The sequence below is a fragment of the Nitrosomonas sp. GH22 genome (assembly GCF_009833115.1).
In the GTDB taxonomy this organism is placed as follows: domain Bacteria; phylum Pseudomonadota; class Gammaproteobacteria; order Burkholderiales; family Nitrosomonadaceae; genus Nitrosomonas; species Nitrosomonas eutropha.
In genome coordinates, this window is sequence record NZ_QRCA01000010.1 from 180,563 (window position 1) to 198,757 (window position 18,195).

Genomic DNA, 18,195 nt, shown 5'->3' on the forward strand with positions numbered 1-18,195 from the left:
TTAGTGGGACTTTTAATTGATGGCACATGGCATGACCAGTGGTACACCTCTGAAAATGGAGAATTTGTGCGCGAGCATGCTCAATATCGCAACTGGGTCACGGCAGATGGACAACCCGGCCTATCCGGAGACGGTGGTTTTGCTGCTGAATCAGGACGCTATCATTTATTCGTATCGTTGGCCTGCCCGTGGGCGCACCGCACCCTGATTTTTCGTCTCCTGAAAGATCTGGAAAAACATATCGGCGTTACCGTTGTTGACCCCAAGATGCTGAAACATGGGTGGACATTCAGTGAAGTCTCCCAGGACAATCCCATAGCAAATATTCAATATCTGTACCAGCTCTATATTCACGTCAAACCGGATTACACTGGCCGGGTTACTGTACCGGTATTATGGGACAAGCAACGCAACATGATCGTCAGCAATGAATCGTCTGAAATCATCCGCATGTTCAATAGCGCATTTGATGCAATAACTGGCAATGATCTGGATTTTTATCCTGAGGTGTTACGCAATGAAATTGATGCAATTAATGAAGTGGTGTACCGGGATTTCAACAATGGTGTTTACAGAGCCGGTTTTGCCACCGAGCAGTCAGCTTATGAAAAGGCTTACAACCAGGTTTTCGCCAGACTGGATAAAATTGATAACATACTAAGTAAATGTCGCTACCTCGCGGGTGATCAGCTGACCGAAGCCGACTGGCGGCTATTCACTACCCTTATCCGCTTTGACAGCGTGTATTACAGCCATTTTAAACTCAACAAACAGCGAATCGAGGATTATCCGAATTTATCCAACTACCTGCGTGCGTTATACCAAATGCCAGGTATCGCCAGTACCACAAATTTCGAGCATATCAAAACTCACTACTATTACAGTCACTCGATGATCAATCCAACCCGGATCGTCCCGAAAGGGCCGGAGATCGATTATACCCGGCCGCACAACCGGGGATAAGACGAGATATAGGCTTCCCCCGGGCGATCAGGTATTGTCAGGCTTTGTGATATCCCAGCACCACCTCAACTTCGTTCTTTGATCCCAGAATCACGGGCACGCGCTGGTGCAAATTCTCTGGCGAGATATCCAGAATGCGTTCGTAGCCGGTTGTAGACAAACCACCTGCCTGCTCAACGATAAAACTCATTGGGCTGGCTTCATACATCAGGCGTAATCGGCCAGGTTTGCTTGGATCCTTGGTGTCGCGCGGATACATAAAAATGCCACCACGGGTAAGAATACGATGCACTTCCGCCACCATCGAAGCCACCCAACGCATATTAAAATCACGATTGCGCGGGCCAGTACTGCCTGCCAGGCATTCTGATACGTACCGCTGCACCGGTTCCTCCCAGAAGCGCTGATTAGATGCGTTAATAGCAAATTCCCTGGTGTCAGCAGGAATCTTCATGCCTGGATGGGTCAGTACAAATTCACCGATATCGCGATCCAGTGTAAAGCCGTTGACACCATGACCCGTAGTCAGCACCAGCATGGTGGAAGAACCATACAAGGCATAGCCGGCACAGACTTGCTTGGTGCCAGGCTGTAAAAAATCTTCCATACTGGCAGCCTGTCCGGGTACCGGTGCGCGCAGAATCGAGAAAATGGTCCCAACCGAAATATTGATATCAACGTTGCTAGAGCCATCCAACGGATCGAATACCAGCAGATACTTGCCAAGTGGATACCGGTTCGGGATCAAATAAACATCATCCATTTCTTCCGAAGCCATACCTGCCAGATGACCGGCCCATTCATTATGGCGAATCATAATTTCGTTGGTGATCACATCCAGCTTCTTTTGTGTTTCACCCTGGACATTTTCCGTATCCAGCGCCCCCATGACACCAATCAGTGCACCTTTGTTTACCGCGTTGGAAATGGTCTTGATGGCGGTCACGATATCGTTCAGTAGCGCGGTGAAATCACCGCTTGCACCCGCAATGTGGCGCTGATCTTCAATGATAAATTGGGTAAGGGTAGTACCGGTATGCATCGGAATTCCTCTTGAGCAATTAAAAAAGCATTAATTATACTGGTTTGGCAACATGGACGAGTGTGTGAAAAAATGGTTACCAATCCTCGTTCTTTAAAATTACTGTCTACCAGTAAAGATCTGGGATCTGGAATCCTAAATTACCAGTAATATTCAGCCCTACTCTTCGATTTTTTCCGATCCGCCTTTTTACCTGTTAGATCTCATGTGCCATACTTGTCTGAGTTGTTTTACATCCACACTTTTAAAAGGAGGCTTGTGATGTCTTCAGATACAACAGAAAACATGGGATTCGATCTGACCCAAGGGATTACCTTGGCTGATTTTGGTGATCAACAGCTATTGCGCGGTCAGGTCGGAGATGAATCCATAATACTGGTACGTACTGGTAATGAAATCATGGCAATTGGCGCCCATTGCACGCATTACGGTGGCCCTTTGGAAGAAGGTCTGGTTGTCGGTGCAACAATACGTTGCCCTTGGCATCACGCTTGTTTTTCACTGCGTAGCGGCGAGGCACTCGGTGCACCTGCTTTTGATCCACTGCCTTGCTGGAAAGTCGAGCGCGATGGGGAGCGTATTTTTGTTCGTAATATAATCTCTCCTGCACCACAACCCGAACCGATAATTGCAGCAGCTGATCAACCTAAAAACATTGTCATTGTGGGAGGTGGTGCAGCAGGATTTGCCTGTGCTGAAATGTTGCGACGACGCGGCTATCAGGGGCACCTCACTATACTAAGTGAGGATACCGATGCACCTTGTGACCGTCCTAATTTGTCCAAAGATTATTTGGCCGGTACGGCGCCTGAAGAATGGATGCCTTTGCGACCTGATGGCTTCTATAAAGACAATCACATTGATCTGCAACTCGGTACCGTAGTGCAACATATTGATACCGCCAACCATCAGATAACTACAAAAGATGATCGCAGTATTTCATTCGATCGTCTTGTCCTGGCCACCGGAGCGGAGCCCATCCGGCTACCCATTCCCGGTCAGGACGGCGCACATGTATTTACCCTGCGTTCTTTTTCCGATAGCCGTCGCATCATTGAATATGCAAAAAACGCCAGGACAGTCGTAGTACTTGGCTCAGGATTCATTGGTCTGGAAGTGGCCGCCGCTTTGCGCGCACGCGGGCTCGCCGTGCATGTCGTGTCACGCGATCAGAGTCCGCTGCAAAATGTACTGGGTTCCGAGCTGGGTAATTTCATCCGCAGCCTGCATGAAGCACACGGTGTGACATTTCACACGGAAACATCTCTGACGACCATTGAACCTGAATCAGTGGCATTAAGTAATGGCGACAAGCTGACTGCCGATCTCGTTATTCTTGGTGTGGGTGTGCGACCACGTACCACACTAGCTGAATCAGCCGGCCTCAACGTTGACAAAGGTATCCTGGTGGACGAGTATCTGCAAACCAACGTGCCGGGAATTTATGCCGCAGGTGATGTGGCCCGCTGGCGCGATAAAGCAAGCGGTCAGGCGTTACGTATCGAACATTGGGTGGTGGCAGAACGACAAGGACAAGTGACGGCTGAAAATCTACTGGGTGCCAACAAAAAATTTCAGGACGTGCCATTTTTCTGGAGCGTACATTACGACCTGACTATCAATTACGCTGGCCATGCCCAATCATGGGATGCGATTGAAATCGACGGTGATATAGCCGCTCGTGACTGTCTGGTGCGTTATCAGAAAAATGGAGTAACCATTGCCGTTGCCGGTATCGGGCGTGATAAACAGGTTCTGGAATTTGCAGCAGCAAACGCATAGCCAGATACTTCGGCCACTGTACCATTCCATGTTAGTCAGAGTTAAATTATTTCTGTCTTTTCTGCTCACTACTCAGCTGGTAGTCATGGGGATGCATTTTTCCCACTGGTCACTGGAGCAAGGGTTCACTGAATTTATTGAAAATAAGTATAAGGAATACTACGCTGATCATCATGGCTGGAATGAGTTGTTAGATCACCGACCCGTTGCCAACAGTCAGAACGGCAACGAGCCAGAGGCCGAGAACGGCAATGAAGTTGACCGTAAATACGATGCCTCTGAGCCGAATATTGCGGGTGAAGATTTGGACAGCACTGTGTAGCACTCTGCCACCAACAAAGATCCATGCAAGTACAACAGCAATAAGGTCCGGCTGTATTTGAAAAAATATCAAGCAAGCAACATGAAAGAAAACAGGCCACTCAAACTGGCTGGACAAATTGGCGCTGATACGAGGCTCCAAGGCTGCCCAAGGGTTGCTGCCATCAGCACCACGGCCGATTCCCCATACGACCGGAGCCCGCGCAATAGTAAGAAGAAAGTAGAGGGTGGCTGCGAGTGCGACGTGTGCTGCCATGGGGGCTATCAGGGTTTGAAGCATGTATGGTCCCAGTTTCGGCGTGTTGTAAGAAGTGGCCTAACGCTCGTTAGTAAGGGGCCGGAGCGCAGTATAATTGGCTTACCATTGATTATCTTGTATGTACGTTTCGGTGAGCTAGTATAAACAGATAAAAAACTTTCTTTTAGCTAAACACCTTGAATAACATCAGATACGAACAGCTTGCCTGACTGTACCAGTCAGTTTTGCCAGGATGTGTGAGGCCATATCCTGCAAGGGCACCACTTCATCAGCCGCACCAACAGCAATTGCTTCCCGGGGCATACCGAACACCACGCAACTGGCTTCATCCTGTGCCAGGTTATAGGCACCTGCATGATGCATTGCCAGCATCCCTACTGCACCATCCTTGCCCATGCCTGTCAGAATCACACCAACCGCATTCTTCCCAGCGCACTGTGCAGCAGACTGAAACAGTACATCCACGGATGGGCGATGGCGGTTGACCGGATCTGCCTGACTCAGCTCGGTAATATAATTGGCTCCACTCTTTTTCAGCAGGAGATGAGAATGGCCCGGCGCAATATAGGCATGGCCCGGTAAAACACGCTCCCCTCCTTCGGATTCCGTTACCCGGATTCTGCAGAGCCGATCCAGCCGTTCAGCGAAAGAACGGGTAAATCCTTCCGGCATGTGCTGGGCAATCAGAATACCTGGACAATCCGGCGGAAAATGAATCAGCACATCCTTGATGGCTTCGGTACCGCCCGTAGATGCACCGATAATAATCAGCTTTTCGGTTGAGATACTATGATGGCGCGGAATCTGTAAAGCTCTACCACTCGCAGCAGCGCCAGGCTCCAGGCGACGGATACGTGCTGTGCTGGCAATGCGAATTTTGCTGGCAATCTCGCTACCATAAGCTTCGAGGCCATGGCGAATATCCATTTTGGGCTTGGCAACAAAATCGATTGCGCCTAGTTCAAGTGCGCGGAAAGTCGTTTCCGAGCCACATTCGGTCAACGTAGAAACCATCACTACCGGCATGGGCCGCAACCGCATCAGTTTTTCCAGAAATTCCAGCCCGTCCATTTTGGGCATTTCCACATCCAATGTCAGCACATCCGGATTCAATGTCCGGATCATTTCACGCGCTACCAGTGGATCCGGTGCTGCCCCGATTACTTCCATATCCGATTGGCTATTGATGATCTCGGCCAGTAATTTACGAATCAAGGCAGAATCATCGATAACAAGCACACTGATTTTTTTCATGGGTACCCCTCAATATTCAGGAGAATTCGTCTATATTCCCGGTTTTACTGTGGATAGCAGTAACCGGCTGTAATGTTTCTCACGCTTGGCAATGGTATCGTTATGCGATACGTGCAGTTTCTTTAGTAATACCCGGCCACTTTTGGGAAAAAAATGCAGTTTGCGTGGATAAAACCCCTCCAGATCTCCCGCCAGAATGGGAATCTCGTACTCGGCCAGATATTTTTTTACAAATCTGGCATTTTGTGAGCCAATCGCCGAAGTAACCATGGCCGGTTGAACATTGCCACCCCCAAATACCTTGGCAACCAGATTTTGTTTGCGCGCACCATTCTTAAGCAATTCCCGAATCAGGATACCCATTGCATAACCGCCAAAACGTGCACATTCAATTGGGAATCCGCTGCTATTTTCACTGCTTGGCAGCATAAAATGATTCATGCCACCTATCCTGCTCTGCTGGTCATAGATACAAGCAGAAACACAGGAACCCAGTACTGTACTCAACACCATCTCTCGGGTGGTTACAAAGTACTCCCCGGGTAACAGCTTGACCGCATCAATATTTAAACGCTGATCAAAATAGAAATTTGAAGCAAACTGAGGATCAACCATGGCAGGATAGGGTTGCGTGGCAATTCATCGGATCTGTTTTTGCTGCAAAGATATGCATACCCCTAGCTCCGCTCTGTTGTTATTTGATAACCGGCTTGTAGACAGTTCTATCAATGAGTTTGATCAGATCAGAAGCGTGTTGAAATACCTCCGAATGGCCCATGAACAGCAATCCATCACGATTCAGTAAAGGCACAAATTTCTGCAAAATCTGGTATTGCGTCGGCTTGTCGAAATAAATCATGACATTACGACAGAAAATTGCATTGAATGGCCCGCGCATGGGCCACCTGGCATCCAGCAGATTGAGCTGTCTGAAAGTAATCATGTCGCGCAATTCCTGCCTGACCCGGGCATATCCAGAAGTATGGTTCTTGCCTTTGAGAAAGAACCGCCTGATTCTTTCAGGTGACATGGATTCCAGTCTGTCCAGAGAATAAACACCTTCACGTGCGGCAGCCAGCACCTCGGTATCAATATCGGTGGCGAGGATACGCACGGGGGGCTTCAGGGAACCAAAGGTTTCCACCATCGTCATGGCCATCGAATAAGCCTCCTCCCCAGTGGAAGCTGCACTGCACCAGAGCTTTACGGTCTGTCCGGGTTGCCGCGTTTTGACATGCTCAGCCAATATTGGAAAATGATGTGTTTCCCGAAAAAAAGCAGTCAGATTGGTTGTCAGCGCATTAACGAAGGATTCCCATTCCACGTCCTCGCTGTCTCTTTCCAGTTGTTCCAGGTAATCACTGAAGTTTTTCAGGCCGGTTGCACGCAAACGTCGCGACAAACGGGTATAGACCATCTCCTGACGATTCTCGGCCAGCGCAATGCCAGCACGCGCATAAATCATTTTCTTTATACATTCGAAATCGCGTGCAGAGAATGCATATTCGCGTGAATTATGTTCACTGGGCTGCGGCGCTCGCAAAGACGGTGCTTTGTGTTCATGCATCATTTCTTTCTTCCCTTATCATTGCGAAGTGATTTTGTCATCGCGACTGCGAATACAATGCGGCCAGTAGTGTTCCAGTGCCCTTATCCCCTTGCTACTAGATTGTTTCAGCCATTCGCCTCGCAAAGACAGCGGGAGGGAGATTGCTTCCTCACCTTCATATTCGCCAAGACGGGCGTTGTGTTCTATTTCAGAACTCTTCCCATTCCCCGCCCGTGCCGGTGGGTATCGATGCAATATGGCCCTGGGCAGCCACTTTTTTCTGGTTTCCGGCCTGAGGTTTTTTGATCCGAGATAGCCGCTCAACGTTGGTTGCACGGTTAGGGCCACGTCGTTCAACGAATGGCTGATTACTTGCCTGACTGGATAAAGAGCTCTGTTCTAGTTTGAATACAGCCACAGCGCGCGATAACTGTTCCGCCTGCTCACGCATCGATTCGGAAGCTGCCGCCGCCTGTTCCACCAGCGCCGCATTCTGTTGCGTGATTTCATCCATCTGTGAAATTGCCTGATTCACTTGTTCGATACCCTGACTCTGCTCCTGAGAAGCGGCTGAAATCTCGCCCATGATGTCAGTCACGTGTTTGACCGATTGCACGATTTCTTCCATCGTCTTGCCAGCCTGATCCACCTGCTGAGTACCATCTTCTACCTTAAGTACCGAGTTATTGATCAGCTCCTTGATTTCCTTGGCTGCAGCCGCTGAACGTTGCGCCAGCGTGCGCACTTCAGTCGCAACTACCGCAAACCCCCGTCCCTGCTCGCCAGCACGAGCGGCTTCCACCGCTGCATTCAGCGCCAGAATATTGGTCTGGAAAGCGATACCATCGATCACACTGATGATGTCAACAATCTTCTTCGAACTGTCGTTGATCTCGCTCATGGTCTGCACCACTTCACTGACAACCTGTCCTCCCTTCACCGCCACACTGGAAGCAGAGGCAGCAAGCTGGTTGGCCTGGTGTGCATTGCTCGCATTCTGCTTCACGGTTGAAGTCAATTCATCCATGCTGGCGGCTGTCTTCTCCAGATTGGCGGCTTGTTGCTCGGTTCGCTGCGAAAGATCCGTGTTGCCATCGGCAATTTCTTTCGATGCGGTGCCAATCAGACCGACCGCCTCCTTGATCTGGGCGACAATGCCGGTCAGTTGAGTGACGGTTGAATTCGAATCATCCTTCAATCTGCCCAGCATTCCCTGATAATCACGGGTAATTTTCTGGGTCAAATCGCCTTCCGCCATGGCTTCCAGTATAGATGCCAATTCATCCAATCCCTGGGAGGTACTTTCCATCAGCCGGTTGATACCTTCGGCCAGTTGCCTGAAGAATCCCTCCTTGCCGATCAAGGTCAGGCGTTTGCTGAAATCCCCTGCCACACCTGCCTGAACGATATCCATAATCTCCCTTTCAATCGTTAACTCCTGAGTACGATCACGCCACTCAACTACTGAACCCACTCGTTCTCCGGATTCACTGGTAACTGGCATCAATACCAGTGAATACGTCCGCTCTCCGATCCTGACGTTATCAATCTGCTGCTGACTGGCCAGAGCTTTCAATCGGCTTTGCAGGGATTTGCGCACTTCCGCTTCATCCTCCTCTTTGGCAAGGATTTCCCGCACCATCCGGTTCATGAAAATGATCATCCCACTGTTATTGGCAATCATGATTGCAGAAGTAGCAATATCCAGCGCATTACGTACGCGCAAATTTTCAACATTCATCCGCTTGGTTTCGGTGAAATCGATTCCTGCACGAATTTGCATGGATTTAAGCGCTTCAGTCAGCTTCCCGATTTCATCATCCCGCTCAATCGTGATTTGGGTGGTGTAATCCCCCTGCGCCATCTTTTCCAGATGATGAATCATGGTATCCAGCGGCTGGCGAATGCAGTGATACAACCACATCCCCATCCCGACCGCCAGGCAGGCGCTCAGCCCCATTCCGGCAAAAGCCAGACTGAATTGATCTTGCATCATCAACCAGGCCGATCCTGCCATCACTAGCAGTGGCACGATACCGGCTCCGATAATCCGGGTCTTCAGGCTGAGATGGCGAAATTTTTCACGTAGCCATCCCAGGGGAGTATCGGCAATGACTTTTCCAGCAACAATCCGTACTTTTGCTGTGCCTTCACGCATTTGACGATACACTGTCTCGGCGGCCTGAATCTGATCACGTGAGGGCTTACTGCGTACCGACATATGGCCGGTCACCTTGCCATGCTCTTTGACAGGCGTGGCGTTGGCAAAGACCCAGTAATAACCGCCATCTTGATTCCGGTTCTTGACCATACCACTCCATGGCCTGCCCTGTTTGAGCATGTCCCAGAAATCGACAAACGCCTCCGGCGGCATATCCGGATGGCGAATAATATTGTGCGCCTGCCCAATCAGCTCCTGCTCAGTAAAGCCGCTCATCCTGACGAACGGTTCATTGATATAGGTAATCACCCCTTTGGGTGTAGTCCTGGAAACAAGGAATTCACCATCCCGCATTTCATGTTCCACGTTGGTAACCGGCAGATTGACTCTCATGATCATGCTTCCTTAAAAGTTTGTTTTATCCATGCGGCATTACAGATCCATCACCCCTGCCATTGCATGGAGGATCGTCATTGTGAGGCCCTCTGGGCCGTAGCAACCCAGTGCCCTTAACACCTTGCTTCTGAATTGCTTCCTGCTTCACTGCGCTTGCAGTCGCAATGACGAGGCAGGGACATTCGCAAAGACAGGTGTTTTGTTCTCCATTTCAAAACTCTTCCCAATCACCATCCGTGCCGGTTGGAGCTGGGGCGGCAGGACTTGCAGCAGCCGTTTTTCGCTGATTTTTGGCTTGTGGTAACCGCTCAACGTTAGTTGCCCGGTTCGGGCTGCGTCGCTCAGTCAATGGGGCATTACCTGCATGACTGGATGAAAATCCCTGTTCCAGTTTGAATACAGCCACAGCACGTGACAATTGCTCTGCCTGCTCACGCATCGATTCGGAAGCCGCTGCCGCCTGTTCTACCAGTGCGGCATTTTGCTGGGTGATTTCATCCATCTGCGTAATCGCCTGATTCACCTGTTCGATCCCCTGGCTCTGTTCCTGAGAGGCAGCCGAGATTTCACCCATGATGTCAGTTACACGCTTAACTGACAGCACCACTTCTTCCATTGTTTTACCAGCCTGATCCACCAGTTGGGTACCATCCTCAACCTTGTGCACCGAATTACTGATCAGATCCTTGATTTCCCTGGCAGCCGCTGCTGAGCGCTGTGCCAGTGTGCGCACTTCGGTCGCGACTACCGCAAATCCGCGTCCCTGTTCGCCGGCACGGGCGGCTTCCACCGCTGCATTCAGCGCCAGAATATTAGTCTGAAAAGCAATGCCGTCAATCACGCTAATAATGTCGACAATCTTCTTGGAACTATCGTTAATCGCACTCATGGTCTGCACCACTTCACCGACAACTTTGCCTCCCTTCATTGCCACATCAGATGCAGAAGCGGCGAGCTGGTTAGCCTGGCGAGCATTGTCCGCATTCTGCCTGACGGTTGAGGTCAACTCTTCCATGCTGGCGGCAGTTTCTTCCAGATTGGCGGCCTGCTCTTCAGTACGCTGCGAAAGATCCGTGTTGCCGTCAGCAATCTCTTTCGAAGCGGTGGTGATCAGCCCAGCGGCTTCCTTGATCTGCCTGACGATGCTTGCCAACTGTCCCACGGTGACATTCGAATCATCCTTCATGCGAGCGAACATACCCTGGTATTCACGGGTAATTTTCTGGGTCAGATCACCATCTGCCAGGGCATCCATAATGCGGATAACGTCCTCCAGGCTGGTTTCACAAGTCTGCATCAACCGGTTCAGATTGTTCACCATGCTCTGGAACTCATATTGATACTTATCTGCATTGCCACGACGGGAGAAATCACCTGCTACCGCACCTTCCACCAGATTCCTGATTTCGGTATTGACCGACTGCAGGCTGTTTTTGACCTTGTCTACTGCTTCAGTCACTTTTGCTTTTTCACCAGGTAATCGATCCATATCTACTGACAGATCACCCTGCGCGTAATGTGAAACAACTTCCACCACTCGCATCTTGACGGCAATATGTGCTGCCGCCAGATCATTGACTGCACTGGCGATTTCACCGTAGCTGCCTGGAAATTTACCGGCAGGAATCCGGTAGCTAATTGCACCAGCTTCATGCTGTTGTTGCATTTTTTGCTGAGCAGCTACAAAGCTATTCAGTACTTCCACCATCTTGCGCATCGATTTCAGCAACACGGAAATTTCATCATGGCCGGTCACTTCGATATGCTGATCCAGATGACCGTTGGCAATACCATCTGCTACTTGCACGGCCTGATCGATTGAGCGGCTGATAGTACGAATCAGTACAAAACCGATTACGCCGGCTAACAGGATTCCCAGTGCCGCCAGCAGGAACATGGTCATAATCATTTTGGAAGAATTCGCCTGCAGCTGTTCATACTCCTGTGCGGTGACATTTTCCTGCAGCTCGATTAACTGCATCAGTGTATCGTGCACTGATTCATATTTGGGGCCGGCGTCCTGAAGGGTAGTCTCCATTGCCGCATCAAAATTACCATTAACAGCATGATTAAGCGTCTGATTGCGTGCAGCCTGATAAGCCCTCCATTGCTCGGTGAAGCGATTGGCCAGCGATTGTTCTTCCGGAATCAGATAGGTCTGGCTGAATTTTTGCCAGAGATCACTGATGCCGGAATCTTCTTCAATCACCTGTCCTGCTCGTTGCCTGGCAACAGCAGTATCACGCGAGTTGCCAGCCAGTAACGCATGCATACGTACTTGTTGCAGTTTGTCCAGGATTTCTGAAAAATGACCAAGCACCACCACCCGGTCCTGATAAATCGTTTCCAGCTGTGCTTTGGATTGATTTAAGCCATACAGCCCAACTGCCCCCACACTGATCAGCAACAGAGACAGCAGGCCAATCACAAAAATAAGCCGTGATTTAATCGTCATGTTCTGCAACATTTTTGCTCCCGATAAATAAAGTAACTTAACTTTTAAAATACTGTGCTCATCGCCATAGCCACTAATACCCGCGACTATTCACAAAGCTATTTGCCTGCCGGTTCCAGCAGACCCATTTCCGAACTGCTCATTAATTTTTCGATATCCACCAGAATCAACATGCGCTCTTCCATAGTGCCAAGTCCGATGATGTATTCGGTATCGATTACTCCGCCGAATTCTGGGGTAGGGCGCAAATTCTCTGTATCCAGGTTGATCACATCGGATACGCCATCCACCACGATGCCGATAATTCGCCCGGACAAATTCAGGATAATCACCACAGTGAACTGGTCATAATGGGCTGCACCCAAATTAAATTTGATGCGCATATCAACGATCGGTACGATCACGCCGCGCAGATTGATAACGCCCTTGATAAATTCGGGTGCGTTGGCGATACGGGTAATGGCGTCATACCCGCGAATTTCCTGGACTTTCAGAATCTCGATACCGTATTCCTCTTTTCCCAGCCGGAATATCAGAAATTCACTGCATGAAAGATCCCGGATCGAGTCAGGTGATTCGCCTGCAGCAGTGGCAGTAGCCGTGGCTTGTGTCAACAACATGGTTTGCTCCTCAGTAATGTGCAATAGGTATCGGCTCTAACGGCTTCTCCCACAGAGGTTTGATCAATTTATTACGCTGCATGGATCATTCTCTGCTTCGTGACATTGACCAGCCCCACAGCATCCAGTATCAGAGCGACACTACCATCACCCATGATGGTTGCGCCTGAAACGCCCTGTACGCGACGATAATTGCTTTCCAGACTTTTGATCACCACCTGGTGTTGCCCAACCAGCGTATCGACAAACATGGCGGCCTTGTTTCCTTCAGCATCAAGGATGACCAGAATGCCTTCATGGATCTCATGAACTTCCGGTTCCAGGCCAAAAATTTCATGCAGAGCAATCACCGGCAGGTACTCGCCGCGCACCTCCACCACCCGACCCTGGCCTCGTATGGTGCGAATATCTTCTGCAGCCGGTTTGAGTGATTCGGTGATATAGGTCAGCGGGATAATAAACAGCTGATCCCCTACCGATACCGACAATCCGTCCAGGATAGCGAGCGTCAGCGGCAAACGAATTGAAATCTTCGTTCTTTGCCCGGTTATCGAGTCAATTTCAACCCGGCCACCAAGCCCCTCGATATTGCGTTTGACGACATCCATACCCACACCCCGACCGGAAACATCCGTCACAACTTCCGCCGTGGAAAAACCAGCTTCAAAAATCAGCATCCAGACATCCTGATCGGTCATGTTCTCACTGATCGCCAGCCCCCGGCTGCGAGCCTTATCCAGAATTTTTTCCCGGTTAAGCCCTGCGCCATCATCCATCACCTCTATAACAACACTGCCACCCTGGTGCGATGCACGCAGTGTGATCGTGCCGTGAGCAGGTTTACCCAGCGCTTTTCTTTTTTCTGGTGTTTCGATGCCGTGATCCAGGCTGTTACGGATCAGATGGGTCAACGGATCAGTGATTTTTTCAATCAATCCTTTATCCAGCTCGGTGCCTTCACCCAAGGTTTTGAGATCGACCTGCTTGCCAAGCTTGGAGGCTACATCTCTTACCACCCGGGGAAAACGACTGAATACAAAACTGATGGGCATCATGCGAATCGACATGACGGCCTCCTGCAGATCACGGGTATTTCGTTCGAGCTGATTCAAGCCATTGAGCAGTTTTTCAAAAATAACCGGATCGATCTGGCTCGCAGTTTGCGCCAGCATGGCCTGGGTGATAACCAACTCTCCCACCAGATTGATCATTTGATCCACTTTCTCAACACCAACGCGGATGGAAGAAGATTCACCGCTAGCGGATACAGCGTGATCAGCGGATGGCTTATGTTGCGGTGGGGCTACTGCTTTTTTGGCAGGCAGTTGGGTTTTCTGAGTGGCTGAATTAGCAGCAGTTGGAGAGGATACAGCTTCACTAAGCTGCATATCTTGTTGTTCTGATATAGTCTCAACCGTCTGCTGCTGCTCCTGTCGGCATTCCAGTGTTGCTCCGGGAATATCTGCAGCAGGTAATGCACTTTCATCTATTTTGATAGATAAATTGGCGGGATCAACCAGAAACGCCAGTGCCTCCCAGACATCTTCCTCACTGTCAGTCGTGGCAAGCTGCAATATGCATATTGCTTCGTTATCCGGATCGCTCAGGTTTTTCAGCTGCCCCTGCCGCGCCAGATCAATTAACAGCTTCTCCATTACTGACTTGCCAAGATCAGCACAACCAAATTCAATCCGGTAAGTGGTGACATTTTCTGCAACGGATGCTGATTCAGTAGACACTGGGGCCTGTTCGGAAGTGTTCACTGTATGGGGGGCTGATTCCTCTACCGATTCGGGTGTGGACGTTGCGCTATTGCCAACCGTATCTGCTACTAACTCTTTCAGTTTGCGGTTGACGGCATCCACTTCTGCCGGATCGGCGGAACCAGTGCCCCGGTGCCCATCCAGTTGATTTTTTAATACATCCCCAGCACGCAGAAAGGTATCCACCATTTCAGCGCGTAACTTGAGTTCATCCTTACGCAATTTGTCGAGTAGCGATTCAAGCACATGCGTAAGTTCTGTCATATCGGTAAACCCGAATGTTCCCGCTCCGCCCTTGATGGAATGCGCCACACGAAATATCGCGTTCAAATCTTCCGGATCGGGCGACAAAATATCCAGTTTAAGCAGACGTGTTTCCATCTCTGCCAGCAACTCACCCGCTTCTTCAAAAAATATCTGATAAAACTGTTCGAGATCAGTACTCATGAGGACTCCTGTCTGAAATTTGCAACAGCTTACCGCAGCAAAACAAGCCAGTAGTTTTGAACAAACGTATAAACTGCTTTCATTTCCACCTGTTCTGCAGATTGATAAGCAGCAATTGCATACAACAACAGCATTGAATCAGGCTTTATTCCCTTGTAATATCCTCATCTGTAAAGCATTACTCATATTTCTGAAATTCACGCAACAAGATAATCAAAAGTAAAAATGGCAGATTACCCCTACATAATCCGACAACAAGACAGAAAAGTAGCCACTACTTTTATTGACAGTCAGTTAAGTAAAGATTCTGAGTGGTTCGGCACAACAAAACCTCAGCACAGCGCAGCAAAACAGGAATACCTTGCAGCCAGGGCTGATCCGATCCATTTCAATACGTGGTGTCAGAAATGGTTGAATGAAGCCCAGTGGATGGAAATTAGGAAAGTGATCAGCATGCACAAAGATCACAAAGAAAAAAGACAGAGATATACAGAGCCGCATAAAACCATCAGTGTGACGCATCATGCATGGGAGATTCTTTCCGAACTTGCCCTGCAAGATCAGCTCTCCCTGTCCGAGGTCATCGTCAACCGGTTGGGTAATAATCATGCAACCGACTGCTCACCTACGGAATCACGCTATAATCTGGGTAATTGACGAATCGCCGGATGCGTTCCTGAGCATGCGGTGACATGCGAGCCCACCTTGCGCGGGCAGTTAGCATGTTGACAACCTGTTCCCGGTAATGATCACACAATCTTCGATACTGACCACCCCCCTGATTATCTGCCTGAATCGCCTGGCTGATAAATCGAACCAGGTACGGCAGCAATTACAATCTCATGTAAATGAAACTGTATGTTTCCGTATCGGATCCCTGATTTGTCTGTATGTTACGATTACACAGGATGGTCATTTCAGGATGGCAACCGAAGATGGGCACGCCAAAGTGATCCTCAACGTACCAGTCGAACTTACGCCCCGCCTTGCTTCCGGTGATATTGATGCGTTCCGTAAGATTACTGTCTGTGGCGATCCGGCGCTGGCAAATATTTTGCTGTACATGGGCAAGATTTTTCAGGCTGAAATTGAGGAAAATCTGAGCTCTGCCATTGGAGATGTGTTTGCCCGCCGCGTGACTTTGACCGGACAGGAACTGGTACGCTGGCAGCTGGGAAGCATTCGTAATCTGTCGCGGGCGCTGGGAGAATTCATTACTGAGGAACGGCCGATAACGGCAAGCCACTCACGATTTTGCCAGACCGGCTCCGAGGTTGCATTACTGCAACAACGGGTTGCGCAACTTGAAGAACGAATTGATACGCTGATTTCACCGCTCTTACAGGCTGTAGAAAATTCGTCCCGGACCGACCAATGATCGGAAGCCGCTCACAACTCGCCTCTGCAATCCGTGCAGATACCACCGGCCCTGCTTGCTGGTAACTTTATTGAACCACCAATCACTTCATGCGCTTTTTCCGTCTATTTAAAATTATCCTGATTGCTTATCGCTTCGGGCTAGATGAAATCCTACTCGAGCAGATTCACCTGCGCGCACTCAAGGTATTTTCACAGCTATTGCCGTTTCGCACTCAACTCAAACAGCCACGCGCAGTCAGATTGCGCCTGGCACTGGAAGCACTGGGGCCCATTTCCATCAAGTTTGGGCAGATGCTATCCACCCGCAGGGATTTGCTTGCTCAGGATTTTGCCGATGAACTGGCTTTTCTCCAGGATCGGGTGCCGCCTTTTCCTTCAGAACAGGCGGTAAAAATACTGGAAACCGTCTATAGAAAGCCGGTAAATGAGGTCTTTCTCGAATTTGATATCAAGCCAGTTGCCAGCGCATCAGTTGCCCAGGTGCACTTTGCCGTACTGCAGGATGGCACACAAGCGGCTGTCAAGATCTTGCGACCAACCATCGCCCCTGTCATTGCACATGATGTGGCGTTGATGGAAACCGGTGCATGGCTGCTTGAATCCATCTGGCCGGATGGCAAGCGACTAAAATTGCGCGAGGTAGTGGCGGAGTTTGCCCGACATCTGGACGATGAACTTGATCTTATCCGGGAAGCCGCTAACTGTAGCCAGTTACGGCGTAATTTCCTCAATTCCCCCTTGCTACAGGTGCCAGAAGTGTATTGGGATTACTGTCATCCAGAAGTCATGGTGATGGAGCGGATGATTGGTACTCCCATCAGCCGTGTAGAGATATTACGTACACAGGGAATCGATGTTCCACAACTTGCCCGCATGGGAGTGGAGATCTTTTTTACCCAGGTGTTCAGGGATGGTTATTTCCATGCTGATATGCATCCCGGCAATATCTTTGTCGGGAGCGATGGCCGCTATATCGCCGTGGATTTTGGCATTATGGGTACGCTGAGTGAACAGGATAAAAATTATCTGGCGCAAAACTTCCTGGCTTTCTTTCGCCGGGACTATCGCCGCGTGGCAGAGACGCACATCGAGGCCGGCTGGGCGCCGAGAAATACGCGCGTAGATGATTTCGAAGCCGCTATCCGGGCCGTGTGTGAACCGATTTTTGATCGACCTTTGAAGGAAATCTACTTTGGACGTGTCCTGCTGCGCCTATTTCAGGCTTCCCGTCAGTTCAACGTGGAAATTCAGCCACAACTGGTTCTGCTTCAGAAAACACTGCTTAATATTGAAGGTCTGGGACGTGATCTGGATCCGGATCTTGATCTCTGGAAAACTGCCAAGCCATTCCTGGAAAACTGGATGGCCGAGCAAATCGGGCTGCGCGGACTTATTACTCACCTGCAGAAGGAAGCAACCAACTGGGCGGTGATGCTACCGCAGTTTCCCCGCCTGATGCACTACAACCTTGATCAGCAACGTGCCCGAAATCTGGAAGACAGACTGGCCGAACTGGTCGCGCAGCAAAAACGTCAAAGCCTGATACTGACACTGGTTGCAGTGCTGCTGGCTGGATTACTACTTGCCCGGGTATATCTCTAATAACCTATTCAAACTCTTTTTAGCAGGACTACCAGAAATGCCAAGTGAATAAACTGTAAGCTGGTATTGAGTTTACGCTCACAGTTTTTCCACAGCCGCCGATTCTTATCCAGCCAGGCACCACCCAACGCTTGGGGATAACGGCGAAGGTATGCAACTCACTGCGCCTGGCGATCTGAACCGCGACAGTCTCGCTCAGCA

At 49.7% G+C, this 18,195-nt stretch carries 14 protein-coding genes and 1 pseudogene; 5 read left to right on the forward strand and 10 right to left on the reverse strand.

What is annotated here, in order from left to right; translation table 11 throughout:
• Positions 1-3: 3 nt before the first annotated feature.
• Positions 4-963, forward strand: coding sequence for a glutathione S-transferase family protein (locus tag ABF86_RS04430; protein WP_074684509.1), 960 nt, complete (start codon positions 4-6; stop codon positions 961-963).
• 37 nt (positions 964-1,000) lie between these two features.
• On the opposite strand, the gene ABF86_RS04435 is transcribed toward ABF86_RS04430, so the two are convergent.
• Positions 1,001-2,005, reverse strand: coding sequence for a class 1 fructose-bisphosphatase (locus ABF86_RS04435; RefSeq protein WP_011634251.1), 1,005 nt, complete (start codon positions 2,003-2,005; stop codon positions 1,001-1,003).
• A gap of 261 nt (positions 2,006-2,266) precedes the next feature.
• Between ABF86_RS04435 and ABF86_RS04440 the strand changes: the two genes are divergently transcribed.
• Positions 2,267-3,787, forward strand: a complete 1,521-nt coding sequence (locus tag ABF86_RS04440) for an FAD-dependent oxidoreductase (RefSeq protein WP_074684508.1) — start codon at positions 2,267-2,269, stop codon at positions 3,785-3,787.
• A 190-nt stretch (positions 3,788-3,977) separates the two neighbouring features.
• Here the strand turns inward: ABF86_RS04440 and ABF86_RS04445 are convergent, their stop codons facing one another.
• The 8 genes from ABF86_RS04445 to cheA all read right to left on the reverse strand — a co-directional run bounded on the left by ABF86_RS04445 (position 3,978) and on the right by cheA (position 15,012).
• Positions 3,978-4,388 (reverse strand): MAPEG family protein, encoded by a 411-nt coding sequence (locus ABF86_RS04445; RefSeq protein WP_074684507.1) that lies wholly within the window; start codon positions 4,386-4,388, stop codon positions 3,978-3,980.
• Between the two features lie 165 nt (positions 4,389-4,553).
• Entirely contained in the window at positions 4,554-5,621 is a 1,068-nt protein-coding gene (locus ABF86_RS04450; protein ID WP_074684506.1) for a chemotaxis response regulator protein-glutamate methylesterase, read from the reverse strand.
• A gap of 30 nt (positions 5,622-5,651) precedes the next feature.
• Complete coding sequence (gene cheD / locus ABF86_RS04455; protein WP_011634247.1) at positions 5,652-6,236, reverse strand: chemoreceptor glutamine deamidase CheD; 585 nt, start codon at positions 6,234-6,236, stop codon at positions 5,652-5,654.
• Positions 6,237-6,315: 79 nt separating this feature from the next.
• Positions 6,316-7,191: a CheR family methyltransferase gene (locus ABF86_RS04460; protein WP_074684505.1), complete on the reverse strand. Its 876-nt coding sequence runs from the start codon at positions 7,189-7,191 to the stop codon at positions 6,316-6,318.
• 187 nt (positions 7,192-7,378) lie between these two features.
• Positions 7,379-9,724, reverse strand: a complete 2,346-nt coding sequence (locus ABF86_RS13075) for a methyl-accepting chemotaxis protein (protein ID WP_074684504.1) — start codon at positions 9,722-9,724, stop codon at positions 7,379-7,381.
• 214 nt (positions 9,725-9,938) lie between these two features.
• The gene (locus ABF86_RS04470; protein WP_160803470.1) at positions 9,939-12,194 is read right to left on the reverse strand and encodes a methyl-accepting chemotaxis protein; all 2,256 of its coding nucleotides are present in this window, start codon (positions 12,192-12,194) and stop codon (positions 9,939-9,941) included.
• Positions 12,195-12,280: 86 nt separating this feature from the next.
• Positions 12,281-12,802: a chemotaxis protein CheW gene (locus ABF86_RS04475; RefSeq protein ID WP_074455593.1), complete on the reverse strand. Its 522-nt coding sequence runs from the start codon at positions 12,800-12,802 to the stop codon at positions 12,281-12,283.
• Between the two features lie 71 nt (positions 12,803-12,873).
• On the reverse strand, positions 12,874-15,012 hold the full coding sequence (gene cheA, locus ABF86_RS04480; RefSeq protein WP_074684502.1) for a chemotaxis protein CheA: 2,139 nt from the start codon (positions 15,010-15,012) through the stop codon (positions 12,874-12,876).
• Positions 15,013-15,237: 225 nt separating this feature from the next.
• Between cheA and ABF86_RS04485 the strand changes: the two genes are divergently transcribed.
• The 3 genes from ABF86_RS04485 (at position 15,238) to ubiB (ending at position 17,994) form a co-directional block, all read left to right on the forward strand.
• Entirely contained in the window at positions 15,238-15,669 is a 432-nt protein-coding gene (locus ABF86_RS04485) for a hypothetical protein (RefSeq protein WP_074455595.1), read from the forward strand.
• Between the two features lie 88 nt (positions 15,670-15,757).
• A complete protein-coding gene (locus tag ABF86_RS04490) occupies positions 15,758-16,390 on the forward strand; it encodes a hypothetical protein (protein WP_074684501.1) in 633 nt (210 codons plus the stop codon).
• An 89-nt stretch (positions 16,391-16,479) separates the two neighbouring features.
• Entirely contained in the window at positions 16,480-17,994 is a 1,515-nt protein-coding gene (gene ubiB, locus ABF86_RS04495) for a ubiquinone biosynthesis regulatory protein kinase UbiB (protein ID WP_074455597.1), read from the forward strand.
• 8 nt (positions 17,995-18,002) lie between these two features.
• On the opposite strand, the pseudogene ABF86_RS04500 reads toward ubiB, so the two are convergent.
• Positions 18,003-18,195, reverse strand: a pseudogene (locus ABF86_RS04500) (IS5/IS1182 family transposase); the annotation flags it as partial.